At 62.5% G+C, this 24,783-nt stretch carries 26 protein-coding genes and 1 pseudogene; 6 read left to right on the top strand and 21 right to left on the bottom strand.

Going from position 1 to position 24,783, the window contains the following annotated elements; all coding sequences use genetic code 11:
* Positions 1 to 49: 49 nt before the first annotated feature.
* The 3 genes from ACTAQJ_RS08510 to ACTAQJ_RS08520 all read right to left on the bottom strand — a co-directional run bounded on the left by ACTAQJ_RS08510 (position 50) and on the right by ACTAQJ_RS08520 (position 3,039).
* Positions 50 to 1,741: a ribonuclease J gene (locus ACTAQJ_RS08510; RefSeq protein ID WP_431119494.1), complete on the bottom strand. Its 1,692-nt coding sequence runs from the start codon at positions 1,739 to 1,741 to the stop codon at positions 50 to 52.
* A gap of 27 nt (positions 1,742 to 1,768) precedes the next feature.
* The gene (gene dapA / locus ACTAQJ_RS08515) at positions 1,769 to 2,680 is read right to left on the bottom strand and encodes a 4-hydroxy-tetrahydrodipicolinate synthase (protein WP_498701691.1); all 912 of its coding nucleotides are present in this window, start codon (positions 2,678 to 2,680) and stop codon (positions 1,769 to 1,771) included.
* 74 nt (positions 2,681 to 2,754) lie between these two features.
* Positions 2,755 to 3,039, bottom strand: a complete 285-nt coding sequence (locus ACTAQJ_RS08520; RefSeq protein WP_431119492.1) for a hypothetical protein — start codon at positions 3,037 to 3,039, stop codon at positions 2,755 to 2,757.
* Between the two features lie 141 nt (positions 3,040 to 3,180).
* Here ACTAQJ_RS08520 and ACTAQJ_RS08525 point away from each other — a divergent pair, with 141 nt between their 5' ends.
* Both ACTAQJ_RS08525 and ACTAQJ_RS08530 read left to right on the top strand, forming a co-directional pair.
* Positions 3,181 to 3,726 (top strand): TOPRIM nucleotidyl transferase/hydrolase domain-containing protein, encoded by a 546-nt coding sequence (locus ACTAQJ_RS08525; RefSeq protein ID WP_498701692.1) that lies wholly within the window; start codon positions 3,181 to 3,183, stop codon positions 3,724 to 3,726.
* An 88-nt stretch (positions 3,727 to 3,814) separates the two neighbouring features.
* Positions 3,815 to 5,050, top strand: a complete 1,236-nt coding sequence (locus tag ACTAQJ_RS08530; RefSeq protein WP_498701693.1) for a heparan-alpha-glucosaminide N-acetyltransferase domain-containing protein — start codon at positions 3,815 to 3,817, stop codon at positions 5,048 to 5,050.
* Here the strand turns inward: ACTAQJ_RS08530 and ACTAQJ_RS08535 are convergent.
* The 9 genes from ACTAQJ_RS08535 to ACTAQJ_RS08575 all read right to left on the bottom strand — a co-directional run bounded on the left by ACTAQJ_RS08535 (position 5,026) and on the right by ACTAQJ_RS08575 (position 12,683).
* Complete coding sequence (locus ACTAQJ_RS08535; RefSeq protein ID WP_498701694.1) at positions 5,026 to 5,514, bottom strand: hypothetical protein; 489 nt, start codon at positions 5,512 to 5,514, stop codon at positions 5,026 to 5,028. The two genes, ACTAQJ_RS08530 and ACTAQJ_RS08535, sit on opposite strands and share 25 nt — an antisense overlap.
* A 4-nt stretch (positions 5,515 to 5,518) precedes the next feature.
* A complete protein-coding gene (gene dapB / locus ACTAQJ_RS08540; RefSeq protein ID WP_498701695.1) occupies positions 5,519 to 6,277 on the bottom strand; it encodes a 4-hydroxy-tetrahydrodipicolinate reductase in 759 nt (252 codons plus the stop codon).
* Between the two features lie 72 nt (positions 6,278 to 6,349).
* Positions 6,350 to 6,805 carry a molybdenum cofactor biosynthesis protein MoaE gene (locus tag ACTAQJ_RS08545; RefSeq protein WP_431119483.1) on the bottom strand — a complete coding sequence of 152 codons (456 nt, stop codon included), beginning with the start codon at positions 6,803 to 6,805 and terminating at the stop codon, positions 6,350 to 6,352.
* Entirely contained in the window at positions 6,795 to 7,298 is a 504-nt protein-coding gene (locus ACTAQJ_RS08550) for a MogA/MoaB family molybdenum cofactor biosynthesis protein (RefSeq protein ID WP_498701696.1), read from the bottom strand. Before ACTAQJ_RS08550 ends, ACTAQJ_RS08545 begins: the two co-directional genes overlap by 11 nt.
* Positions 7,295 to 7,873 carry a cyclic pyranopterin monophosphate synthase MoaC gene (gene moaC / locus ACTAQJ_RS08555; protein ID WP_498701697.1) on the bottom strand — a complete coding sequence of 193 codons (579 nt, stop codon included), beginning with the start codon at positions 7,871 to 7,873 and terminating at the stop codon, positions 7,295 to 7,297. Before moaC ends, ACTAQJ_RS08550 begins: the two co-directional genes overlap by 4 nt.
* The gene (locus ACTAQJ_RS08560) at positions 7,861 to 9,093 is read right to left on the bottom strand and encodes a molybdopterin molybdotransferase MoeA (RefSeq protein WP_498701698.1); all 1,233 of its coding nucleotides are present in this window, start codon (positions 9,091 to 9,093) and stop codon (positions 7,861 to 7,863) included. The genes moaC and ACTAQJ_RS08560 overlap by 13 nt, the downstream gene beginning before the upstream one ends.
* Positions 9,094 to 9,161: 68 nt before the next feature.
* Complete coding sequence (locus tag ACTAQJ_RS08565; protein ID WP_498701699.1) at positions 9,162 to 10,739, bottom strand: molybdopterin-dependent oxidoreductase; 1,578 nt, start codon at positions 10,737 to 10,739, stop codon at positions 9,162 to 9,164.
* Positions 10,736 to 11,965, bottom strand: coding sequence for a sensor histidine kinase (locus ACTAQJ_RS08570; protein ID WP_498701700.1), 1,230 nt, complete (start codon positions 11,963 to 11,965; stop codon positions 10,736 to 10,738). Before ACTAQJ_RS08570 ends, ACTAQJ_RS08565 begins: the two co-directional genes overlap by 4 nt.
* Positions 11,952 to 12,683: a response regulator transcription factor gene (locus tag ACTAQJ_RS08575; protein WP_498702166.1), complete on the bottom strand. Its 732-nt coding sequence runs from the start codon at positions 12,681 to 12,683 to the stop codon at positions 11,952 to 11,954. Before ACTAQJ_RS08575 ends, ACTAQJ_RS08570 begins: the two co-directional genes overlap by 14 nt.
* A gap of 204 nt (positions 12,684 to 12,887) precedes the next feature.
* Between ACTAQJ_RS08575 and moaA the strand changes: the two genes are divergently transcribed.
* Together moaA and ACTAQJ_RS08585 are read left to right on the top strand one after the other, a co-directional pair.
* Positions 12,888 to 14,012, top strand: a complete 1,125-nt coding sequence (moaA, locus tag ACTAQJ_RS08580) for a GTP 3',8-cyclase MoaA (protein ID WP_498701701.1) — start codon at positions 12,888 to 12,890, stop codon at positions 14,010 to 14,012.
* Positions 14,013 to 14,016: 4 nt separating this feature from the next.
* Positions 14,017 to 14,283 carry a MoaD/ThiS family protein gene (locus ACTAQJ_RS08585; protein WP_477513604.1) on the top strand — a complete coding sequence of 89 codons (267 nt, stop codon included), beginning with the start codon at positions 14,017 to 14,019 and terminating at the stop codon, positions 14,281 to 14,283.
* Here the strand turns inward: ACTAQJ_RS08585 and ACTAQJ_RS08590 are convergent.
* On the bottom strand, positions 14,280 to 15,395 hold the full coding sequence (locus tag ACTAQJ_RS08590) for a helix-turn-helix transcriptional regulator (protein WP_498701702.1): 1,116 nt from the start codon (positions 15,393 to 15,395) through the stop codon (positions 14,280 to 14,282). The two genes, ACTAQJ_RS08585 and ACTAQJ_RS08590, sit on opposite strands and share 4 nt — an antisense overlap.
* 117 nt (positions 15,396 to 15,512) lie before the next feature.
* Between ACTAQJ_RS08590 and ACTAQJ_RS08595 the strand changes: the two genes are divergently transcribed.
* On the top strand, positions 15,513 to 15,806 hold the full coding sequence (locus ACTAQJ_RS08595) for a hypothetical protein (RefSeq protein WP_431119466.1): 294 nt from the start codon (positions 15,513 to 15,515) through the stop codon (positions 15,804 to 15,806).
* Positions 15,807 to 15,855: 49 nt separating this feature from the next.
* Here ACTAQJ_RS08595 and ACTAQJ_RS08600 read toward each other — a convergent pair whose 3' ends face one another.
* The 8 genes and pseudogenes from ACTAQJ_RS08600 to truB form a co-directional block, all read right to left on the bottom strand.
* Positions 15,856 to 16,317, bottom strand: a complete 462-nt coding sequence (locus ACTAQJ_RS08600) for a DUF1579 family protein (RefSeq protein ID WP_431119464.1) — start codon at positions 16,315 to 16,317, stop codon at positions 15,856 to 15,858.
* Positions 16,318 to 16,418: 101 nt separating this feature from the next.
* Positions 16,419 to 17,761 (bottom strand): annotated as a pseudogene (locus ACTAQJ_RS08605) (M16 family metallopeptidase).
* Positions 17,762 to 17,849: 88 nt separating this feature from the next.
* Positions 17,850 to 20,099 carry a polyribonucleotide nucleotidyltransferase gene (locus tag ACTAQJ_RS08610; RefSeq protein WP_431119461.1) on the bottom strand — a complete coding sequence of 750 codons (2,250 nt, stop codon included), beginning with the start codon at positions 20,097 to 20,099 and terminating at the stop codon, positions 17,850 to 17,852.
* 244 nt (positions 20,100 to 20,343) lie between these two features.
* Positions 20,344 to 20,613: a 30S ribosomal protein S15 gene (gene rpsO, locus ACTAQJ_RS08615; RefSeq protein ID WP_144652206.1), complete on the bottom strand. Its 270-nt coding sequence runs from the start codon at positions 20,611 to 20,613 to the stop codon at positions 20,344 to 20,346.
* A 158-nt stretch (positions 20,614 to 20,771) separates the two neighbouring features.
* On the bottom strand, positions 20,772 to 21,755 hold the full coding sequence (locus tag ACTAQJ_RS08620; RefSeq protein ID WP_498701703.1) for a bifunctional riboflavin kinase/FAD synthetase: 984 nt from the start codon (positions 21,753 to 21,755) through the stop codon (positions 20,772 to 20,774).
* Between the two features lie 67 nt (positions 21,756 to 21,822).
* Positions 21,823 to 22,278: a hypothetical protein gene (locus ACTAQJ_RS08625; protein ID WP_498701704.1), complete on the bottom strand. Its 456-nt coding sequence runs from the start codon at positions 22,276 to 22,278 to the stop codon at positions 21,823 to 21,825.
* Positions 22,279 to 22,298: 20 nt separating this feature from the next.
* A complete protein-coding gene (locus tag ACTAQJ_RS08630) occupies positions 22,299 to 22,652 on the bottom strand; it encodes a hypothetical protein (protein WP_442005769.1) in 354 nt (117 codons plus the stop codon).
* Positions 22,653 to 22,654: 2 nt separating this feature from the next.
* On the bottom strand, positions 22,655 to 23,593 hold the full coding sequence (truB, locus tag ACTAQJ_RS08635; RefSeq protein WP_498701705.1) for a tRNA pseudouridine(55) synthase TruB: 939 nt from the start codon (positions 23,591 to 23,593) through the stop codon (positions 22,655 to 22,657).
* Between the two features lie 34 nt (positions 23,594 to 23,627).
* Between truB and ACTAQJ_RS08640 the strand changes: the two genes are divergently transcribed.
* Complete coding sequence (locus ACTAQJ_RS08640; protein ID WP_498701706.1) at positions 23,628 to 24,782, top strand: pyridoxal phosphate-dependent aminotransferase; 1,155 nt, start codon at positions 23,628 to 23,630, stop codon at positions 24,780 to 24,782.
* The last annotated feature ends 1 nt before the right edge of the window (position 24,783 follow it).

Consider the following 24,783-nt stretch of genomic DNA (forward strand, 5'->3'; position numbering starts at 1 on the left):
CCCGAAATCCGCGGATTTCAGGCCCCCTGGGATGCATGTTGCCGGTGGACTACGCCTCCAGGACCACCGGAATGATCATGGGACGGCGACGAAGCTTCCGGTTCACCCACGTTCCGATGATCCTGCGCACAACCTGCTGCAGCTGGTGGTTGGTGTGGTCTGCGTGGTTGAGCACAGCTTCTTCCAACGCGGCGTTGATCTTGGGGATGATTTCGTCGAAGACGGCGTCGTCCTCCGCCACGCCGCGTGCATGGATTTCCGGTCCGGAGACGATCTTGCCGGTGGTCCGGTTAATGACCGTGATGATGGAGATGAAGCCTTCGTCGCCCAGGATGCGGCGGTCCTTCAGATCCGCATCGGTGATTTCACCAACGCTGGAACCGTCCACATAAACAAAGCCGACCTCTACCTGGCCAACGATGTTGGCCTTGTGGTCCTTCAGGTCAATGACAGTGCCGTTATCGCTGAGGATGATGCCTTCGGACGGCACGCCCGATTCTTCGGCGATATTTCCATTGGCAATCAAGTGACGCGTTTCACCGTGAACTGGCATCGCATTGAGGGGCTCAAGGATGTTGTAGCAGTACAGCAATTCGCCGGCAGCGGCGTGCCCGGATACGTGAACCTTGGCTGTCCCCTTGTGGATGACATCGGCACCGAGCTTCAACAATCCGTTGATAATGCGGAACACCGCATTCTCGTTGCCTGGAATAAGGCTCGAGGCCAGGATCACGGTATCGCCCTGGCCGACAACCACGCGGTGGTCGCCGTTGGCCATGCGTGACAGTGCTGCCATGGGCTCGCCCTGCGAGCCGGTGGACATGAGGACCACGCGGTCATCGGGGAGATTGTCAATGTTCTTGATGTCCACCAGGATCCCGTTGGGCACGTCAAGGTACCCCAGCTTCGCCGCGATGGCCATGTTCCGAACCATGGAACGGCCGACGAACGCAACGTTGCGGCCGTGCTTGGCTGCGGCGTCGAGAACCTGCTGTACGCGGTGAACGTGGGAAGAGAAGGAAGCCACGATGATGCGCTTCTTCGCCTGCCCGAACAATCGATCAAGGGTGGGGCCGATTTCCTTCTCGGCGGTGGTGAACCCGGGAACGTCAGCGTTGGTGGAGTCGGCCATGAAAAGGTCCACTCCTTCTTCGCCCAAACGGGCGAAGTGCCGGAGGTCGGTAATGCGGCCGTCCAAGGGCAGTTGGTCCATCTTGAAGTCGCCCGTATGCAGGACAGTGCCGCCCGCGGTGCGAATGAAGACAGCCAAGGCGTCCGGGATCGAGTGGTTCACTGCGATGAATTCGCACTCAAACGGGCCGAACTGCTCAACCTGGCCCTCAGTAACGGTCAGCGTGTACGGCTTGATCCGATGCTCCTGAAGCTTCGCCTCCACCAGGGCCAGCGTCAACTGGGAGCCGATCAGCGGGATGTCGGCCTTGAGGCGCAGCAGATAGGGAACAGCGCCGATGTGGTCTTCGTGGCCATGCGTGAGCACCACACCAACAACATCCTGCAGCCGGTCCTCGATGTAAGAGAAGTCGGGAAGGATCAAATCAACGCCAGGCTGCGTTTCCTCGGGAAAAAGTACGCCGCAGTCAACGATCAGCAACTTGCCGTCGATTTCGAAGACCGCCATGTTGCGGCCTATCTCCCCCAGTCCACCCAGCGGAACAATCCGCAGTGTGCCTTGCGGCAGTTTCGGCGGAGTAACCAGTCCAGGAAGGGCTGTTTGGGTCATATTGTGCTTCTTTCCGGCGGAACCGTCCTAGACGTTGAAGTCCATTCCGGCTTCCGCCAAATCCCCGCGGATGGTTTGGATCTCGGCCTCGTCCGGCTCCACGAGGGGCAAACGGACAACCGAGTTGGGCAGGACTCCCTGCCACTTGAGAATCTGCTTGGCGGCTACGGCGCCTTGGACCCGCGTCATGGTTGCACGCACCACGGGTTCCAGTTCAAAGTTGATGGCCCGCGCCTTGGCAAGGTCATTGGAATTGACAGCGTCAATGAGTTCGCGGAATCGGCGCGTGGCCACGTGCGTGGTCACGCCCACGAGGCCTGCTGCGCCCAGCGCCATCCACTGCAGGGTGAGGCCGTCGTCGCCGGAGTAAAAGACCAAATCAGTCTCGGCCATGACGCGGGTGGCTGCTGCGAAGTCCGCCTTGGCGTCCTTGACGGCCACGATGTTCGGGTGCTTCGCAAGCCCGATCATGGTCTCGGGCGCGATGGCAATGGACGAGCGGCCGGGGATGTCGTAGAGCATGACCGGCAGGTCCGTAGCGGACGCAATCGTCTCAAAATGTGCTCGAACACCGGCCTGGCTGGGCTTGTTGTAGTACGGAGTGACGATCAGAAGGCCGTCGATGCCAATCTGGGCCGCGCGCTGGGACAGATGCACCGAGTGCGCGGTGTCGTTGGTGCCGGTTCCGGCAATGATGGCGGCTTTGCCCCCCACGGCTTCCTTGACCGCACGGAACATGCCGAGGTTTTCTTCGTCAGTAAGGGTTGAGGTCTCTCCAGTGGTACCGGTTACCACGAGTCCGTCGCAACCGTCCTGGACCAGCTTCTCCGCCAACGCCGCAGCTTGGTCGTAGTCCACCTTGCCATCCTCGGTGAACGGGGTGACCATGGCGGTCAGCAGGGTACCAAGTGCGGGAATGTGGGCGCGGGAGTCAGACATAAGAAAAACGTTACCCTGTCACGGCCATGTTCCGGGAATGGGTTCCGCGTGATGGTCGTCATCGGTGCCGCTGACTATGCGGGCTTAGGCGTCCTCGCCGTGCCCTCAGAGCAATATTGCGCCACCGCTTTTTCCTTCAATTGTTCCGCCCAGGCGACCAAACGCTGGGAAGCGCGGACGTAGTCGAAGAGTTCCCTTGGCGTGAGGGCCTCTAGGTCTGTTTCAGCCAGGCGACGTGCAAGTTCAGCACCTGGCGCCTGCTCAGCAAGGACCGTTCCCTCGCGGCGCCACTGGACATCTTCTGGCGGTTCGCCTGCCACGAGTTGCCTGAAAAGGAAGTCGACAACACCTGGACTCATAGCCCTCATGGGTCCCTGGAGGCCTTGCCGAGGATTTGGAGGCGGAGGCTTTGGAGCATCGTTCATGAAGCCATGTTATTCGAACATATATTCGAAGACAAGGCCTGTGAGCCAGCACCGCGCTTCCTACATACTGGTTCCATGCGGGTGACGACTGTGTTGGTCGAGGGCGAAAGTGACCGGCTTGCGGTGGAGACACTGGCCGTTCGCCTTGGCCATGACCTCATGGCTGAGCGCGTCTCTGTGGTGCCGATGGGAGGCGCGACGAACATCGTCCGCTTCCTTGACCGCTACGGCCCCAACGGCACGGACCACCGGATACTCGGACTTTGCGATGCAGGCGAAGCAAAGGGCATCGCCCGCGCACTCACCCGGGCAGGCCTCGGTTCCGGCTCCTCGTCCGAGAACGGCTTCCACGTTTGCCAGGCGGATCTGGAGGACGAACTCATCCGCTGCCTTGGCGTCGATGCCGTGCTCAACGTCATTGCGGCCCAGGGAGAGCTTGCCTCGTTCCGGCTTCTCCAACGCCAGCCCTCACAGCGCGGCAAGCCGGCATCGGCGCAGCTGCGCCGGTTCTTCGGGGGACGCAGCGGCAACAAAATCCGATACGCCTCCCTGCTCGTCGACGCCCTGCCGGCAGGACAGGCACCCCCACCGCTCGCCCGCCTCGTGGGGTCATTTGCGTGAATCATTTCCGCAATGAGACGTCTGTCCCCGGAGATGCTTCCAGCCCGCTTCACAGCAGGGCCACAGTCCCTTGTGAGACGATCGCAGCATGACTTCGCAAGAGACGGCGCCAGCCCGGAAGGTGCCCAGGGGACGCAAAGTCTCCACCCGCCTTACGGGCATAGATGCCGCCCGCGGCCTGGCCTTGCTCGGAATGATGGCCACCCATCTGATGCCAACGTTCGGCCCCTCCCCCCAGTGGGAACCCACATGGGTGGGACTGGTTTTCTCGGGCAGGTCCGCTGCGCTGTTCGCAGTCCTCGCCGGAATCGGGTTGGCACTCACCACCGGAAAGCAGGAGCCGCGCCAGGGCCTGGACCTCTGGGCGGCGAGAAGCGGTGTAGCGATGCGCGCCTTGGTGATTGCCGTCGTCGGGCTGACTCTTGGGGGTCTGGACGTCAACATCGCGATCATCCTGGTGCACTATGCCGTCCTGTTCCTGTGCATCCTGCCGTTCCTGGGATTGCGACTGAAAGCGCTCTTCGTGTGGGCGCTCGGCTGGGTACTGGTGTCACCCTTGATCGCCTACCTCGTCCGACCCTGGCTGCTCGACGCCAACCCTCCCTTGCAGCTGGGGCACAACCCAAACAGCGAGGATCTGGAGACGCCGGGACGCCTCATCGCCGACTTGTTCTTCACGGGCTACTACCCCGTGTTCCAATGGATCGCCTATTTGCTGATCGGACTGGCGATCGGCCGTTTGGCACTCACGACGGCGAACGTCCAGTTGCTGCTGTTCACCTGCGGAATCGCCGTGGCCGCTTTGTCGAAAGTCGCAGGAACCCTGGCCATGGAGGTGTGGGGCGGCCGCGCCGCACTGGAAGCACTGCCCGGAACACGGGGATACCCACTGGAGAGCATGCTCCAAGTGAACCTGACCGGGTTGCAACAGGTGGATTCGTGGTGGTGGCTGGCAAGCGCCGCACCACATGCCGGCACCACCCTGGACCTGCTTCATACCAGCGGGGTGGCTGCCGCCGGCGTCGGGTTCTTCCTGATGCTCGGCACCCTTGCCGAACGCATCAAGGTCAACTTCCTCATACTCCTCAGCGGTCCGGGCGCCATGACCCTCACGCTGTATTCAATCCACGTGTGGGTGGTATCCGGTTTCCACAACAAGCCACTTCCAGCGGGGTGGACTGATGAAGGAATGTATTGGGCACAGGCCGTGGCCGCGGTGGGCATCGGCGTGTGCTTTGCCTTGTTACGCCGCCGGGGACCACTGGAGTGGCTGGCCCACCAGGCCTCGCGCCTGGGCAGTTACCGTCCGGCCGCCGTGGGCTGAGAGCGGAACAGCTTCACGGCGTCGCGCATTGAAGCACGGGCACGTTTGCGATCGCCGGAGGCGTCGTAGGCGCAGCTCAACCGGAACCAGGAACGCCAATCCCCGGGTGCTGCCTCAGCCTCCGCACGGTACTTTTCGAACTCGGCGTCAGCGGCCGCACGGACAATCCGGCCACCGGGCGTGCGCGGCAGGGTGTCCACAGGCAGGCCGCCTTCGGCCTCCAAGACCTTGGCCATCTGTTCGGTCCGCGCCCCAAACAACAGCTCACGAATGAGCGCCCAAGCGCCAATCACAGGCAAAACGAGGTAGGCAGCGCCGATACCCTTAGCCACCAGGTTGGGATCACCAAGCAACAGGATGGACCGCTGAAGGGACACCACCAGATACAACACCAACAGCAAGGTGATGGCACCAACCCAGATTTTGGTGCGGTTTTTCTTCACAGACTCCCAAAGAGTTCCCATGATCCTAAAGCCCCAGGTCCAAGTAGCCATCCAGGCCCACGGTCAGGCCTGGGTGGTCCGCAACTTTACGCAGCCCGAGCAGGACACCGGGCATGAACGAGGCACGGTCGAAGGAATCGTGGCGCAACGTCAGCTGTTCACCAGGCCCGCCGAAGAGCACCTCCTGGTGCGCCACCAGCCCGCGGAGCCGCACACTGTGGACACGCACACCCTCCACGTCGCAGCCCCGGGCGCCATCAAGGGAAGTTTCTGTGGCGTCAGGACTTGCCGGCACACCCGCTTCCTGCCTGGCCTGGGCAATCAGCTGCGCAGTACGCACGGCCGTACCTGAAGGCGCGTCTACCTTGTTCGGGTGATGCAGTTCAATGATCTCCACGGACTCGAAGTACTGCGAAGCCTTCGCCGCAAACGCCGACGCCAGCACAGAACCCAAGGCAAAATTCGGGGCGATCAGAACGCCTGTTTCCGGTTTCTGTTCCAAGAGGGTGCGCAACGATCCAAGGCGCTGGCCATCCCAACCGGTGGTCCCAACCACCGCGTGGATGCCATGTTCAACCGCGAAGCGCACATTGGCCTCGGTAGTGTCCGGAACAGTCAGGTCCACAACATACTCGGCACCTGCGTCGAGCAGTGTCTGCAGGGAATCGCCGCGACCGAGAGCCGCTACCAGCTTCATATCGTCGGCTGCTTCAACAGCCTTCACGGCTTCAATTCCCATGCGCCCGTAGGCGCCCAGCACTGCAACAGCAAGTTGTTCGGTCATGCCTTTAACCCTACCGCCGGGCCGGGGTAGGGCAGGAACCGTGACTCCGCGCTTAGTCCCCGGGGTTCCCAATTACTCCCCGGCCCCGACCCATTCCACGGTGCCGTCGCTGAAGAACTGTTCCTTCCAAATGGGCACCTGTTCTTTGACCCGGTCCACGAGTTCCGAACACACGGCAAACGCCTGGCCACGATGGGCGGCAGCCACGGCACACACCAGCGCGGGATCCCCGATCTCCAGCATCCCGATCCTGTGAGCGGCCCAAATCCTGACAGGTTGCTCTGCTTCGCCGGAGTGCTCCGCAACCAGCTGCGCGACGACGTCGGACATGATCCGGTGCGCGGTGGGATGCGCGCTGTAGCTCAGGCGGTCCACGGGCTTACCGGAATCGTGGTTGCGCACCACGCCGCTGAAGCTGACTACTGCCCCGGCGGTGTCAGACTCCACCGCGGCAATTGCCTGGTCAACGGAGATCGGCTCGGCGCTCAGGACCGCGCTAACAACTTCAAAGTCTGTTTCAGTGCCCATGGCTTCCTTCCAATTGATCGCAAAGGTGCCCGATCACCGGATCCAGGACAGTCAAACCGTCCATGACGCCCTTCGGGGAACCGGGCAAGTTAATGATGAATGTCTTTCCTGCTGCTCCTGCGTGCCCACGGCTCAGCATCGCCATGGGCGTCTTTGCAGTGCCCGCCCGCCGAATACCTTCCATGATGCCCGGGATCTCACGATCCAGCAGCGGCAACGTTACTTCCGGCGTCTGGTCGTCCGGGCTCAGGCCCGTTCCGCCACTGGTGATGACGACGGCGGGCTGCTGGGTCAGGAGCGCCCTCAAAGCCGCGCCCACGGGCTCGCCATCCGGCACCACCATGGTGGGGAAGGCATCAAAGCCATGCTCCTTGAGCCAGTCCAGGATGACGGGGCCGGTTTCGTCGGCGTAGATTCCCGCTGCCGCACGGGTGGAGGCAATAACGACACCGGCCTTCCGCGGCCCGTGGGTGTTTGGTTCGCACGCACTCATGCTTGAGCTCCTTCCGGGGCGGATTCCGGCGCAGATTTCGGGGCAGCGCTGCCCCGGTTCCAGTCACCGTGCTTCCAATCCCCACTTTTGCCACCGCTTTTTGCCAGCACCTGGATGTCTGTCAGGACTGCATGCTTATCCACGGCCTTGATCATGTCGTAGACGCTCAGGGCCGCTACAGAGGCAGCCGTAAGAGCTTCCATTTCGACGCCGGTGACACCGCGCGTCTTCACGGTAGCCAGTACTTCGATCGAGTCGGCTCCCAACTCAAAATCGACGGTGACTTTGGAAATCGGCAACGGGTGGCACAGCGGGATCAATTCGGGTGTCTTCTTAGCGGCCATAATCCCGGCCACGCGCGCCACTGCGAGCGCGTCGCCCTTCGGAAGTTCGCCAGCGCCGAGAAGGGCCAGGACTTCGGCAGTGCTGCGCACCGTGGCCGTGGCGGTTGCCTCACGGGTGGTGACTGCTTTCTCTGAGACATCCACCATCTGGGCAGTACCGTCTTGCCGGAGATGGGTCAGGCCGCCGGTGTTGCCGGACGTGTTCGTGGGAGTTTCATTCACAGCATCCATACTTCCACTTCGCTTCCCTCCGCGAGTTCCGTGACGTCGCTGGGGATCTGCACCAGGGCGTTCGAGCGGGCCAAGGCGTGCACCAGGTGGCTTCCCGCGCCACCCTCCATTCGGACGGAGCCGTCAGGCAGCACCGTTCCGCGGCGGACTTGATGCTTGCCCTCTGGTGAATGCAGTGGTTCCATCAAGCGCACCCGCTGCACCGGCCGGGGTGCCGGGGCGCCGTGGATCAGCGAAAGGGCAGGGCGCAGGAACATTTCGTAGGAAACGAGGCAGCTGACAGGGTTGCCCGGAAAGCCGAGGAACGGAACCCCTTCAAAGCGGCCGATTCCTTGTGGGCCTCCGGGCTGCATGGCCACTGGCAGGAACTCCACGTGCTGGGCGGCCATGGCTTGGCGGACAACCTCGTATGCCCCCTTGCTGACGCCGCCGGTGGTCACGATCAGGTCTATCGACCGCTTGCCGTCATCGCTTCCAAGGTGGCTGCGAAGGAGTTCGAGCAACTGTGCTGGATCATCAACGGAGATTCGGCTTCGTGCAACGTCAAGGCCCGCTTGGCGCATGGATGCTTCCAGGAGGGTTCCGTTGGAGTCGTAGATCTTGCCGGGCGTGAGATTCCGGCCGGGTTCCAGGACCTCATCGCCCGTGGTGACCAGCAGGACGTGCCATGGCTTGCGGACTTCAACGGCGGTCAACCCCAGCGCGGCCAACAGGCCAAGCTGCGCTGGTCCTAAACAGGTCCCCGCGGGAAGGGCCAGATCGCCTTCTTTGATGTCACTGCCCGCGTTTCGAACATAGGTGCCCGGAGCAGTGGCGGGGAGTTCAACATCAACGTCCTTGGCCCCAGGATTCGGGAAGGTGCTGGGGCGTGCCCGCTCAATGGGAACTACGGCGTCCGCACCCTCGGGAATCATGGCGCCGGTCATGATGGGCGCGGCAAAGCCTGGCTTCAACGCCTCCGGAGCCGCCCCCGCCGGAACAGGTGACGCCACCCGTAGCTTCGCGCCGCCGTCGGGAATCTCGGCAGAGTTGACTGCAAAGCCGTCCATTTGGGAGTTGGCGAACGGCGGCAGGGAAAGCGGCGCGTGGAGGTCCACGGCCAGCACCTTGCCCAGCGCTTCAAGCAGTGGCAGTTTTTCAGTGGCCATGGTGGCGGCCGGACCGCTCAGTAGTTCCACCACGGCGTCGCGATGGGCAGCAACGGATCTGGGCAAGGACATCCTCCTGTGTGGTCACGCTGGATCACGTTCGCGTCCGGAGATTATCCGGACGTACCCAGAGTAGGGCCTTAAGTGACCTTGACGTTGATGGTGTGATAGCCGGTGGCGCCGTCGGGAGCCACCGGGGCCCGGTCTTCGGTTTGTGGTTTGCCCGTGGAGTCAGTGGCACGCACTTGGACTTCATAGTCGCCGGGTGTGAGGTCAAGTCCCAGCTGCCACTGGTACCAGGTATCCGTGGATATCCCTGGTGCAAGCATCGCCTGTCGCCAAGGACCACGGTTGACGCGGAGCTCCACGTGGTCCACCCCACGATGCTGGGCCCAAGCAACGCCACCAAACTGGACTTTGCCTGCTTTGACCGTGCGGCCACTGCGCGGGACATCGATGCGGGACTGCGTCTTGATGGGGCCGTGATCACTCCAGCCACGGGGAGTCCAGTAAGCAGTATCGTCCGCAAAACGGGTGACCTTGAGTTCGGTGAGCCATTTGGTTGCCGAGACGAAGCCGTAGAGTCCGGGCACGATCATCCGCACTGGGAAGCCGTGTTCCAGGGGCAGCGGCTCGCCGTTCATGCCAACGGCCAGGAGGGCATCGCGGTTATCCGTGAGCGCTTCCAGCGGCGTACTTGCTGTAAAGCCATCGTTGCTGGTGGACAGCACCATGTCCGCTCCTGGTTTGGGACCCGCCATGGCCAAGAGCTCCCGCACAGGCCAGCCCAGCCACAGGGCATTACCGATGAGATCGCCGCCCACATCATTGGACACGCACGCGATGGTGATGTGCCGCTCCGTCATGGGCTTGGTGAGGAGGGTGGCGAAGTCGAGTTCGACCTCGCGATCCACCATTCCGGTCACTTTCAATTTCCACTGTGGAGGGTCGATGGCCGGAACCGTCAATGCGGTGTCGATACGGTAAAAGTCAGGGTTCGGTGTCACCAAGGGACTGATCCCTTCCAGCGGCAGCGATGCCCCTGCAGGGATAGCCTGCTGCGTCGTCGCTGGAGCTGGCAGCGTCAAAGAGCCCCTGAAACCGGAAGCCACGGTCGTGGCCCGCGTAAGGATACCGGTGACCACTCCGCCCACGGCTGCCGCAAGCGATGTGGCCGCCAGGGCGTTCAGGAAGCTCCGTCGTGCCAGAGGTGCAGGTTCCGGCGAGGGTGAGGCACTGGCTGGAGCTGATGCCACCACACCGGAAGACGATTCACGTGGCGGCACCCAGGTGCCCAGCCGGCGAATCAGCATGCGGAGCAGCAGCATGGTGACGACGGCGGCCACGATGGGCGCGATGGCGGCCTGCGGTGTTGTTTGGGCCCGGGTCAGGACGGCGCTTAGGCCCGCCGCACCTGCCAAGGCCGCCAGAACAAGTCCAAGTCCGGTTCGACGGCGCTCCAGAATCCCGGCCAGGGCAGCCAGGACCACAGCCACGATCAGGATGGAAGCGACCAGCACGATCTTGTCCGCCGTCCCGAAGAGCTGCACGGCGAGGTCCTTCACTCCCGGAGGAACGGAATCGATCACGGCACCGCCCAGTGCCGTCACTGGCGAAACGAGGGGGCTGAGGAAGCCGGCGCTCAGTTCGCCCGCTGCAATGCCTGCTGCCCCGGCAGCCACCCCGGCAACTGCAGCCCAGAATCCAGGCTTTCTCATGCTGCGCCTCCTTGGCGATCCACGACAGACGCAGCAGGCAGGGGGCCAGCAGGCAGGGATCCCTCCGGAAGAGAGCCAGCCGGAAGCGACAGCGCAAACCGACAACCGCCGTCGACGTTTTCCACGTTCACAGCTCCCCCATGCGCCTTTACGATGCCTGCCACCATGCTCAGTCCGATTCCTGCTCCGCTGTAGCTGCCCTGCGCTCCCGCCGGGTTCCCCCGTGAAGGGTCCTTCTGCCAGCCGGTTTCGAACAGGTGGGGAAGGTCCTCCTCCGGGATGCCCCCGCAGTGGTCCTGCACTGCGACCACGGCGTTTCCGTTGTCCCGCCCCACGCTGATGTGCACGTCCGTATCCGGCCTGCTGTAAATGATCGCGTTGAGAAGTACGTTCCGGACCGCCCGGGCCATGCTGGGTCCGTCGGCTACGGCCATGCACTCGCGGTCTCCCCCGCCAGTGAGCGTAATGCCGCGTTGGGCGGCCAGCGGCGCGAGATCGGATAGTGCATCACTGACAAGGTCATAGAGGTCCAGCGATTCGGCACGTAAGCGAAGGCTTCCCGCCTGGATCTTGGACAACTCCAGGAGGTCGTTGACCATGGCAGTCATTTGTTCGGTCTGCCCGATGATCTTCCGGTAGTACTCCGGGATATCGGCCACCATGCCGTCCTCGAGGGCTTCGGTCATGGCGCGCATGCTGGCAAGTGGAGTGCGGAGGTCATGTGAAATCCACGAGACGAGTTCGCGCCGTGCGGTTTCAATGGCGGTCTCCCTGGCCCGCGACTCCGCCAGGTTTCGGCTGCTGGCCTCCAGCTCCTGGGCAAGTTCAGCGAGTTCTGAGGTCATGGCAGGTTCGGCCCGCTTTCCGTTCTTACTGCTGTGGTCCAGGGTCTCGCCCCGGCCGAGTCTCCTGGCCGCCGCCACAAGGCGCGCCGCGTTCCGGGATACCCCGGCTCCCAGCACGAGCGATAAGGCCACTGCTACTGCCGAAGCCGTTGCCAGGATGTACCACATGACCTCAAGGTCCCTGGCAGAAATGAACATAGCGTTGAAAGCACTGACCATGCCTGCCACGAGGACTGCCACGGTAGCCACCACAACCAGGCAGATCTGCGCCAACACAGAGGCCCTGCGCAGGACGCGTAGCAGAACCAGCGTGATGGCACCGATGACCATTGCCCACAGGAGCACCCAGGCAAGGATGGTGGCAAGCTCAGTGCCCTCCATGGCCATCCCCCTTCGCATCGAACCTGTATCCAACGCCCCAAACGGTCTTGAGAAGCTCGGGTTTGGTGGGGTTGTCCTCGATCTTCTCGCGGAGGCGACGCACATGGACGGTCACCGTTGAAAGATCGCCAAAGTCCCAGCCCCAGACTGCCTTGATCAGTTCTTCCCGGCTGAAGACCTGGTTGGGCCTGCGCAGCATGAAGGCCAGCAGATCGAATTCACGCACTGTCAACGTCAGCGGCGCTCCACGGTGAGTGACGGTCCGGGATGCGGGATCCAGTTCAAAGCCTGCCAGTTCAACAGGTGGTTCAGGGGAGAATTCCTTCACACTGCGGCGAAGCACGGACTTGACGCGAAGGACAAGCTCCCGCGGCGAGAACGGCTTGGTGACGTAATCGTCCGCGCCCATCTCCAAACCAAGGATGCGGTCATCTTCGGTTCCCAGGGCCGTAACCATGATGACCGGCACGCTCATACTCTGGCGGAGCCGACGACACACTTCCACACCGTCCAGTCCTGGCAACATGCGGTCCAGGATCACCAGATCCGGCTGTCGGGTTGCAGCGAGGTTCAGCGCCGAGAACCCATCCCCGGCTACGTCAACCTGGAATCCGGCCTGCAGGAGATAGTCGCGCACAACATCGGCAATGGTCTGCTCGTCTTCGACGAGGAGGATGCGGCGATTACCAGGCTCTGCCGCTGATGATGCCGATTGCATGGTCACGCTTTCAGCATAGGTACGCCGGAGCTGCCCGGCACCGGCTACGGGTCACTTCCGGGCGAATGTCCGCATTCCGTAAGATCTGACTACAGCGCGGGACATGACTGCGACCTTCCCGGGAGCATCCGAACGAATGTCCGCTGAGTGAAACGAAATGTTGCCGGTATCACTGTTCAGGCCAGGGTGGCGTAGCCTGAATTTATGAGTGTTCAGCTAGGCATGCCTGTGCCTCCTTCGGGCAGCGCCGTAGGCGGCCCGGTTCCGCCGCCGCGTCCGGCTGGCACGCCCACCGGTTTGTGGGACCGCTACGGACGCCGGGCAACTGATATGCGCCTGTCCCTGACGGATAAGTGCAATCTGCGCTGTACGTACTGCATGCCTGCGGAAGGGTTGGAATGGCTCTCCAAGCAGGCGGTGATGACCAAAGACGAAATCATTCGGATTGTGCGTGTGGGCGTTAACGCCCTGGGTGTGCGGGAATTGCGGCTCACCGGAGGTGAGCCCCTGGTCCGGGCTGATCTGGTTGACGTCATCGCAGGTATCCGGAACGAGCACCCTGAACTTCCCATTTCGATGACCACCAATGGCGTGGGCCTGGACAAGAAAGCGGCCGCCCTCAAGGCCGCAGGACTCACCCGGATCAACGTCTCCCTGGATTCGCTCCACGAGGAAACCTTCACCAAGCTCACCCGCCGGCCATTCCTGGACCGCGTCCTGGCTGGCGTGGACGCCGCCTGGGCTGCCGGCCTTGGTCCGGTCAAGTTGAATGCCGTGCTGATGAGGGGCATCAACGATGCCGAATCTCCGGACCTCCTCGCTTGGGCCTTGGGCCGCGGCTACGAACTTCGCTTCATCGAACAGATGCCTCTCGACGCAGACCACGGTTGGACCCGGCGCAACATGATCACCGCGGCTGAAATCCGGGAATTGCTGTCAAAGGACTTCGTCCTCAGCCGGGATCCACGTGAACGCGACGGCGCCCCCGCCGAACGTTTTGAAGTACGACGCCGGGACCAGGCAACCGGTGAAGCTACAGGGGCGGTCCTCGGTACAGTCGGGATCATCGCATCGGTCACCGAACCGTTCTGTTCAGACTGCCGCCGCACCCGCATTACTGCTGAAGGCAAGATCATGAGCTGCCTGTTCTCCCGTGAGGAGTTCGATCTCCTCGGACTGCTTCGGGAGGGCGCAACGGATGACCAGCTTGCCCAACGTTGGCAGGACGCCATGTGGGTCAAACCCAAAGCCCACGGCATGGACCATACCGGCCTCGGCGCACCGGACTTCGTGCAGCCGGACCGCAGCATGAGCGCAATCGGAGGCTGAATCCTTGCTTGTACGTTACTTCGCTGCCGCACGCGCCGCTGCAGGTGTCGAAGAGGAGATCCACCCGCTGCCGGAAGGATCGAGCCTCGAGGCGTTGCTGGAAGCTGCCCTCGCCGTCGAACGTCCTGTGCCTCCGGAGGGGACACCAACGCTTGCCCGCATTGTGGCCCGCAGCAGCTTCCTCAGGAACGAAGTAGCGGTTCGAGACCCTTCAGCTCCCCTGGGCGCGGAGGACGTTATCGACGTCCTTCCGCCGTTCGCCGGTGGCTAAACGGCAGAGCCAACAAACCCGCTTTCACCCGCTCCGGCGTTTCCAAGTGCCAACGCCAAGACGCCGGCACGGCTGTGCATTCCGGTTTTCGCGAAGATGCTCTTGAAATGATCCTGTGCCGTGAGGGGCGAAATTCCCATCCGTCCGGCGAGGACCTCGTTCTCCATTCCTGCCGCCAACAAGGCCAAAGCCTGCCTTTCGCGGGCCGTTAATCCGTAGGCCCGAACAAACACCCCAAGCCGGGCTGCGGGCAGGCACTCCTGGATGGTGACGGCGATGGCCGGACCATTTGGCGTGTGAGCGGGACTGTGCATCCGTGCAGCCCGCAAGGAGGCCCATTGTCCTCCTCCGATATGGATTCTCGCTGCAGAGGCACGATTGTCAATATGCGCTTCCTTGGCCAACAGCTGCGCCACGACGTTGTACACCTCTGCCGGGATTCCGGCATGTGGCCGGGGCGCCCGTTGCAGAAGGGACAACCAGTTGCTGGCGCTGCTTGTCTGCCCGAGGACCTGCATGTCTTCGTCCATGACCAGGACCGCTTGGGCGGGCATGGACCCTTTCGACCCAACAGGAGATGCGGCGAATTGCCGGGCCCGGCTGCGGCGCAGTCCGCGGGTCATTGCCGGCGCGAGCGAAACAAGGAAGTCGAGGTCCTCCTCGCTGAACGCAGGATCTGTGTCCTCCCTCCAGAGATCAAGCCATGACCAGATACCGTGCTGGTCCCCCAGTGCAAGTGACGCTATGTCTCCCACTCCGTATCCGCGCAGGACGGTGTCCCAGAGCGGGTGTCGGGCGGGATCGCCATTTGTGGCCGCAAAGAGTGAGGCAGCCGGCCGTTCGGCTTCGGACAGGACTGTCCAGCGGTTTATTCGGCTGCCATATCTGGCCTTGATGACCAGCGGCACTTCGCTGGGGCACGGCACCGCCGCCATGGGCGCAACACCGGTGGCCGACTCGGGATCAGTCAGGGGCCAGACGAAAGCGCTGAAACCCACCACGTGCCCGAGCTCCGCCAAAGCAGCCTCGCGAAGGGCATGGTCATCTCCGGCGGAGAGAAACAGGTCCTCAACCCGTTCCCGTGTCCGGTGGGTTGCCCATGAACTGGCCATGGAGCAAGTATGCGCCGCCGCTGGCGGTTCCTGACCCCCATAAATCAGGGATATCGGTGGCCGTCCCTCGCCTCCTAGGCTGGCACCACCAACGCGGACTCCACCAGAGGGATTGCCATGTACACCCTGTACATCGAACACGGAATCAAGGACTTCACCCAGTGGAAAGCTGCCTTTGATCGAGATCCACTGGACCGAGCCGCTTCAGGAGTGAAACAGTTCCGGGTGGGGACGCCCCTGGAAGATGCCCGCTATGTGCTGGTTGAAATGGATTTCGAGCGTGCAGAGCAGGCAGCGGACATGGTGGAGCGACTACACGCGACGGTCTGGAGTTCCCCAGTCAACGCACCCGCCCTTCAAGGTGCGCCAAAGACGCGGATTGCCGAAACGGTGTATACGGGAACATATTGACGGAGTACCTGCCTGGCCGCAGCGCTGGGCGGCTTCCCTCATGCCGCCGTCAGGCTTTCCGGAACACGCTCTTGAGCAAGGGACTGAACTCGGCCGTGCCCTCGAGCCGCAGTTCCGCGGTGTGCACCAGGACGCCATCTTCAACACGGAAGGTATGCCGTGCTACCCCCTCCGGGGTTCGCCGTTCCACTGTCAGTGTCCCCGCGTGCCACGTACCGCGAACCGGGGCAGTTGGCGGCCGGCCCATGCTGTCCACGTAATACCAGAGCGTGTCCCCATGTGCCGGATCCACGGTGAACATCCCGTGCCCTTCGAAGTGCGTTCCATCCGGCTCACGGTGTCGGTAGCTCTGCACAACGGCGTAGCCCCCCGCGGCTTGCGTGAAGACGGCTTCGGCTTCCGCAGTCCGCGCTGCACCCCAAGGAGACTGTGCTATTTCCGTGATGCCCCGCCAATGTCCGATGAAGTCCTTCAGCAGTTCTGCGGCATGTCCCGTTGGGGGCAGATCCATAACGACTCCAATGTGAGCAGGGCAGCATGATCGTGTGATCATGCTGCCCTGTTTACACTGCGGGAGTCCAGAGACGGTGGACCAGCTGCACGCGCTGTGTCCTAAAGACCGAAGGTCTCACTCTCTTCAAACGGTCCGACGACGGTGATGGTGCGGGGAGCTGCGGCAAGTTCCCGGGCGAGCTCCTGGACTTCATCCACAGTGACTGCCTTGATCCGGGCCAAGGTCTCATCAATATCCTGGAACTCCCCGGATACGAGTTCTGCCCGGCCCAACCGGGACATACGCGAGCCCGTGTCCTCGAGGGCGAGGACGATGCCGCCGCTGAGTTGTCCCACCGCCTTCCGGAGTTCCTCCTCCGTGATGCCTTCCTTCGCGAGCTTGTCCAACTCAACACCAAGAAGATCGAGCACTTGGCGGACTTTTGACGGCGTGCAGCCCGCATACATGCCGAAATAGCCGGCATCGGCGTAGGCGGCGGTGAAAGAATACGTGGAGTAGACAAGGCCACGCTTCTCCCGGATCTCCTGGAAAAGCCTGGAGGACATTCCCCGCCGAGCACGGCGTTAAGCACGCTCATGACAAATCGGCGATCATCCGTTGCCACGATGGTGGGGCAACCCATGATGATGTTTGCCTGTTCCACGGGACGCTTGACCACGTGAAGGCCGGATGTGCCGGTGATCACGGCGCGGTTGGTAGCCCTGCGATCTACCGGAGCTGCTTCCGGATCCAGCTGCCAGCCTGCTGCTTCCAACGCCTTCTGCACGAGATCGCAGACGACGTCATGGTCCAAACCGCCGGCCGCGGTGATGACCAGTTCTTCCGGACGGTAGTAGCGCTGGTAGTGCTCCCAGACCGAGTCCCTGGCGACCGCTTTGATAGCGTCCGGAGTTCCGCCAATAGGACGCGCGAGCGGGTGGCTGCCGAGTACTGCTGCTACGAATTTTTCGTGGGCTACGTCTGTTGGGTCATCGCTGTCCATGGCGATTTCTTCAAGAATGACGTCCCGTTCCTGTTCCAGCTCCGCCGGATCCAGGACAGCACCGGTGATCATGTCCGCTATGACGTCGATGGCCATCGGCAGATCCGAATCCAGGACCCGCGCAAAGTAACAGGTACTCTCCTTGGCAGTCGCAGCGTTGGACTCGCCACCCACCTCATCAAAGGCTGAAGCAATTTCCAGGGCGGTGCGACGCTTGGTGCCCTTGAACAGGAGGTGTTCCAGGAAGTGAGTTGAACCATGCTGGCCATCGGCCTCATCGCGGGAACCGACTGCCACCCAGAATCCGATGGTGGCCGAACGCTGCCCGGGCATTGCCTCGGTGAGGACGCGGACGCCGCCGGGAAGGACCGAACGCCGTACGACGGAACCGCCCTCGGCACCATGGATCAGGTCTCCGCCGGGAAGTGTCTGCTCCAACGGCAAGGGTACGACAGTCATTAAGACCTTTCAGGTTTTCGAGTTAAGGCCGGAAGGGCCGGTGGTGCTTTTTCAAGCCCACCGGCCCCGCCGGATACTGCTTTACAGACTACTCTGCGGAAACTTCAGCTTCTTCCGGAGCTTCCTCGGAGGCTGCGCCTTCTTCCTCGGCAACAACCGGGGAGAGGGAAAGCTTTCCGCGGTCATCGATCTTGGTGATCTCGACCTGGACCTTCTGGCCCACCGAGACGACGTCATCAACGTTGTCCACGCGCTTGCCGTTGGCCAGCTTGCGGAGCTCGGAGATGTGCAGCAGGCCGTCCTTGCCCGGGGTAAGGGAAACGAAAGCGCCGAAGGTGGTGGTCTTGACGACCGTGCCCAAGTAGCGCTCACCGATTTCCGGTACCTGCGGGTTGGCGATGGCGTTGATGGCGGAACGTGCTGCATCAGCAGACGGACCGTTGGTGGCGCCAATGTAGACCGTGCCGTCATCTTCGATGGAGATGTCCGCGCCCGTGTCTTCCTGGATCTGGTTGATCATCTTGCCCTTGGGGCCGATGACCTCGCCAATCTTGTCTACGGGGATCTTGACGGCGATGACGCGGGGGGCGAACTCGGAGAGCTCGTCCGGGGTGTCGATCGCTGCGTTGATGACCTCGAGGATGTGGAGGCGGGCTTCGCGGGCCTGCTTCAGCGCTGCTGCCAGCACGGAAGCGGGGATGCCGTCGAGCTTGGTGTCCAGCTGGATGGCCGTGACGAACTCGGACGTACCGGCAACCTTGAAGTCCATGTCGCCGAATGCGTCTTCGGCGCCAAGGATGTCGGTCAGGGCTGCGTAGCGGGTCTGGCCGTCAACCTGGTCGGAAACCAGGCCCATGGCGATACCGGCAACAGCTGCCTTCAGCGGGACGCCTGCGTTGAGCATGGAGAGCGTCGAGGCACACACCGAACCCATGGACGTCGAACCGTTGGAACCGAGGGCTTCGGATACCTGGCGGATGGCGTACGGGAATTCCTCGCGGGAAGGCAGAACCGGCACGAGGGCGCGCTCTGCCAGGGCGCCGTGACCGATTTCGCGGCGCTTCGGGGAACCGACGCGGCCAGTCTCACCGGTGGAGTACGGCGGGAAGTTGTAGTTGTGCATGTAGCGCTTACGCGTCACCGGCGACAACGAGTCGATCTGCTGTTCCATCTTGAGCATGTTCAGCGTGGTGACACCCATGATCTGGGTCTCGCCGCGCTCGAAGATCGCAGAACCGTGAACGCGGGGCAGAACCTCTACCTCGGCGGTCAGCTGGCGGATGTCCGTCAGGCCACGGCCGTCGATGCGGACCTGGTCCTTGAGGATGCGCTGGCGGACAACGTGCTTGGTGACCGAGCGGAAAGCTGCGGACAGCTCCTTCTCACGGCCTTCGAAGTTTCCGGCGAGTGCGCCCAGGACTTCGTCCTTGAGCTCGTCGGAAGCGTTGTCGCGCTCCTGCTTGTCAGCGATCTGGAAGACTGCAGCCAGCTTGTCGGCAGCAGCGGCTTCCACAGCTGCGTAAACGTCATCCTGGTAGTCCAGGAAGACCGGGAACTCGACGGTCGGCTTCGCTGCCCGGGCAGCAAGATCGGCCTGGGCTTCGCAGAGAGCCTTGATGAAGGGCTTTGCGGCTTCGAGGCCCTCGGAAACAACTTCTTCGGTGGGAGCAGTTGCGCCCTGTTCCTTGATGAGGTTCCAGGAGTTGTCGGTTGCTTCGGCTTCAACCATCATGATGGCGACGTCGTCACCTGCAATGCGGCCGGCAACAACCATGTTGAACACGGCGTTCTCAAGCTGCGAGTGCTTGGGGAAGGCAACCCACTGTGAACCCTGTTCGTCGGCGATGAGGGCAACGCGGACGCCGCCGATCGGGCCGGAGAACGGGAGGCCGGAGAGCTGGGTGGACATGGAGGAGGCGTTGATTGCCACGACGTCGTAGAGCTCGTCCGGGTTGATCGCCAGGACGGTGACGACGATCTGGACCTCGTTGCGAAGGCCCTTGACGAAGGCCGGGCGCAGCGGGCGGTCCATGAGGCGGCAAGCCAGGATGGCTTCCGTGGACGGGCGGCCTTCACGGCGGAAGAACGAACCCGGGATACGGCCGGCAGCGTACATGCGCTCCTCGACGTCAACCGTCAACGGGAAGAAGTCAAAGCCTTCGCGCGGCTGCTTGCCTGCGGTGGTTGCCGAGAGGAGCGCGGTGTCTTCGTCGATGTAGACCATCGAAGCGCCGGCAGCCTGCTTGGCAAGGCGGCCGGTTTCAAAGCGGATGACACGCTTACCAAAACGGCCGTTGTCAATAATCGCTTCGGAGAACTGGATTTCGGGACCCTCCATTGAGAGTCACCTCCGTTTCTGATTTAGCGGAAGTCCGCCGCATCAACCCAGGCCTCTTCTTTATTCCTGGCCTGTACGACACCCGGTCATCGATCGAGATCCACGGGCTTCATCGTCACCGATGACCCTCCCGGGAATCACTACCGAGGACCGCGAATGCGCGATGCGGTTGATTTCCTGTTTTTAGTTGTTTTTGAAGAAGGCGGCCCGTTCCGCGAGGGACCGGGCCGCCCCCAAAGGCAGACTAGCGGCGCAGGCCGAGGCGCTCGATGAGCGAACGGTAGCGGGCGATGTCAGTGTTCTTCAGGTAGGAAAGCATGCGCTTGCGACGACCAACCATGGCCAGCAGACCGCGCTGGGTGTGGAAGTCGTGCTTGTGCTCCTTCATGTGCTCAGTCAGATCCTTGATCCGCTGGGTCAGGACTGCAACCTGGACCTCGGGCGAACCGGTGTCGCCTTCAGAGGTTGCGTATTCCTTGATGATGGACTGCTTTACAGCGGCGTCAAGTGCCACGTGAACTCCTAGAGTTGTGCCGTGCCTCCCGGTGCAGCGCCTCGCTGACGGGTTGCTTCCGGTGCGTCGCCGCACACAAAAACAGGTCCAGCCGCCACGGACTGCAGCCGGATCCAGTAACAGTTTACCGGCAGGTCAGCATTGTTGTCGAAATACCGCTACCGCTGGGTCAGCAGCTCGTGTGCTTGGGCTACATCCAGGCACATCTGCTCCACCAGGGCCTCGGGCCCCTGATATGCCACCATGCCGCGGAGGCGCTGGGTAAATTCGACCGCAACAGTCTGGCCGTAGAGGTTAAAGTCCTCCACGTTCTCCTCGGGACGGTCAATGACGTGGGCCTCCACTTGACGGCTCACACCGTCAAACGTGGGGTTGGAGCCGACGGAAATGGCAGCGGGCCACCGCGTTCCGGACTGGTCTATCAACCAGCCGGCATAGATGCCGTCCGCCGGTACGTAACCCGTGGAATCATGCGCAAGGTTCGCGGTGGGGAAACCGAGGTTCCTCCCGCGGGCAGCTCCATGAACCACCTCGCCGCGCATGCGGTGGGGGCGCCCCAGAACGGCGGCAGCGGTAACGACGTCGCCTTCGGACAAGGCTTCCCGCACCCAGGTGGAGGAGCAACGGCGGTCGGCATCGCCGTCGTCGTGGACCGGGAAGCCTCCTGCGCCATACTCATTGACCACCTGGACGCCAAAGCCCAACTGCTCGCCGAGTTCCTGCATGGTCACGACATCGCCGACGTTCCCTGCGCCGAAGCGGAGGTCGTGGCCGACCACGACGTGCGCAGCGTGCAGGCCCTCAAGGAGGACTTGGCGGACAAACTCGATGGGTGTCATGGAGGCAAGGTCCAGCGTGTACTTCATGACCAGGACAGCGTCCACGCCTGTTTCGCCGAGGGCGTCCAGTTTGTCCTGGAGGCCCATGATCAGCTCCGGGGCCGACTCCGGGCGGTGGACCTGGGCGGGGTGGGGATCAAAGGTGACGGCCACTGAAGGGATGTGGTGGCGTTTGGCGGTGTTCGTCAGTTGCGCGAGAACATGCTGGTGGCCCCGATGGACGCCGTCAAAGTTCCCGATGGTAACGACTGTTGGTCCGAAGTCCTTGGGGACTTCGGTGGGATCGTTCCAGATGTGGACCATCAACCTCGCCTTTTACTGCAGATATTCGTTCCGTCCGGCAACCTCCCGGCGCCGGAACATTCTAAGGTTACCCGCTGTGGCTGTTCGCCTTGGACGGCCGCCTCTTGTTCAACCACAGGAGTCCAAGGATGGGCAGCACGAGCGGGACGAAACCATAACCGCGCCCAAACAGCGACCACACAGTGTCATGCGGGAAGGCCACCGGATCGAACAGGCTTATGGCGCCAACTACCAGCACGCCGAGGAGTTCCACGAGTACCGCGGCCAACGACACTTTGAACCATGTGCGGCCCGGTTTTGCCAGCGAGATGGTAGCTACGACATAGACGACGGCGGCGAACGCCGAGAGGATATGCGCCAGCGGAGCTTCGGCAAACTTGGTGGCAATCTGGTAGCCGGCACGGGCAGTGGCCGAGAGTGCGAAGACGGCATAGACCGCGATCAGCAATCGCCCAGGGCCGGTGTTCCGCGTGTCTTTTTGGGGTGTCCGGCCGGCACTTGCCTCAGTCTCGGTTCCAGTCATTTTGCGTTTTTCCTTCAAGGTCAGTACCAGATCTGGTTCATGCGGGCGGCCATGACGAGCGCAGTGACGCCCACCGCTGCCAGGACGAAGTTGCTCCACCGTGTCCGTTCAAGGATGGCCCAATACACGGCCCCCAGCGGAATCATCAGCGCCGTGATCAGGTATCCCCAGAACTCCCAGGCTTCGCCCGCCATCTGTTCACCCGTGGCAACGCGGACAATCGAGCCAACCAAGTAGACCAGCAGGGCCAACTCCACAGCCAACACGGAAAAGATGGTGACGTCGTTGGGGGCTTTCTTCATCAAACCTGCCACGACGCACGCGATCGTGGATACCAAACCAACAATAAGGATGGAGTAGAAATAACCGTCCATGCCTACTTGTCCTCGCCGACTGTGACGGTGCCGGTTCCGGTTCCGGGGGCAAAGACCAACACAGGCTTCGCGAAGCTCCCGGTATCGGCCAGCAGGGCCACCAGCTCTCCCGACGGCGCGAACGCTGCGGCAGGATTCTCAGCGGTGGCAGCAGCTGGCGTTCCGGCTCCAGGGCCTGCGGCAATGCGCCTGCCAAAGGAGATCTCGGTAGTTTCCTCGTCACTCAATTCGCGATTGGGCATCAGAGAACGCGCGGCAACGGACATGTCCAGGACTTCGAGTTCCCCGGCGAGTTCTTCCAACGTCCGCGCTTGCTCGATCGTGTAAGGGCCCACCTGGGTTCGCCGTAAGGCAGTGAGATGTCCACCGACGCCCAAAGCGATGCCGAGGTCACGGGCCAAAGCCCGGATGTAGGTGCCGGAAGAACACTCAACGGTGACATCGACGTCGACTACCCGGCCGCCGTCGATCCTGGTAATTGAGTGGATGTCGAAGCGGTGGATGGTGACGGGCCGGGCCGCAAGCTTGACTTCCTCGCCGGAGCGGACACGGGCATAGGAGCGTTCACCATTGACCTTGATCGCGCTGACGCTGCTCGGTACCTGTTGGATGGGGCCGGTGAGGGCGGCGGCTCCTTGTGCAATGGCCTGGTCGCTGACCTCCACTGCGCTGCGCGCCTCAGTGACTTCGCCCTCGGCGTCATCGGTGATGGTGGCCTCGCCGAGCCTGATAGTGGCGGTATACGTCTTGGACGTTCCCACAATGTACGTCAGGAGCCGTGTGGCCTTGTTGATCCCAAGGACCAGCACGCCGGTAGCCATGGGATCGAGCGTGCCCGCATGCCCCACTTTCCGGGTGCCAGCCAGCCGCCGCATCCGGCCAACCACATCATGGCTGGTCCATCCCTGCGGTTTGTCAACGATTACCAGTCCAGAAAGCACGCTTACCAGTATATGGGTGGCTAGGATAGCTCCCATGCCTGAGCTTGCCGCACACGTCCGCGACGTCCCCGTGAACCAGATCCGAGAAATCACCGAGGCCGCCTGGACCACCCCAGGGGCGATCGTGCTCAGCATCGGCGAGCCGGGCTTTGCACTCCCACGGCACGTCCTCGACGCCGGAATAGCATGCCTTGAACGGGACGAAACCAACTACACCCCGAACGCAGGAATCCCAGCGCTCCGCGAAGCCTTCGCCAAGAGGTTCCGTGAGCATCATCACGTGGATATCGGAGCCGAACGCGTCTACGTGGTGGACGGAGCCCAACAAGGCCTGCACTTCGCCATGAGCCTGCTTCTCTCCCCCGGCGATGAAATCCTCCTGCCCAACCCCGGCTACCCCACCTTCGCCATGACCAGCCGGCTCCTCCACGCGGTGCCCGTTCCGTATCCCCTGTACCCGCATAACGACTTCCAGCCGGACATCGAGGACATTGAAGCCCTCATCACTCCGCAGACCCGGGTCCTGATGCTGAACTCGCCCTCCAACCCCCTGGGCGCCGTCATCAGCGAGGACGCAACCCGGCAGCTTGTGGAACTCGCCGTCCGGCACGATCTCTGGATCATCTCTGATGAGTGCTATGAAGCCTTCACCTTTGACGTCCCGCATGTCAGCCCAGCCCGGTTCGATAGCGACATCCCTGGAAAAGCGCGCGTCTTCACATCACTGACGCTGTCAAAGACCTACGGGCTCACGGGCCTCCGGATCGGAGCCTTGATCTGTCCGCCGGGCATGGAAAAGAGGATGAACAATGTCATGGAAGCGATCGTTTCCTGCGTTGCCTCGCCATCGCAGTACGCGGCCTTGGCCGCGTTGACCGGCCCCCAGGACTACGTGACGGACGCGCGCAACCACTACAGGAGCAACCGTGATGCCGCCTCCGCCATCCTGGAAGGCAAGGGCATTCCGTTCCTTGGCGCGCAGGGAGCCTTCTACCTGTGGACAAATGTCTCCCACGTCAGTGGCGGCGATGTACGCACCTGGGTCCATTCCTTCCTGGCGGATTCGGGTGTTGGCTTCGCTCCGGGCACCGCTTTTGGGTCGATCGGCGAGGATTGGATCCGGATTGCTCTGTGCGGCGATCAGCAGGAACTGCTCGACGGCGTCAGCCGGCTTCCTGCCCGGCCCTAGG

It is taken from the genome of Arthrobacter sp. alpha11c, assembly GCF_054149985.1.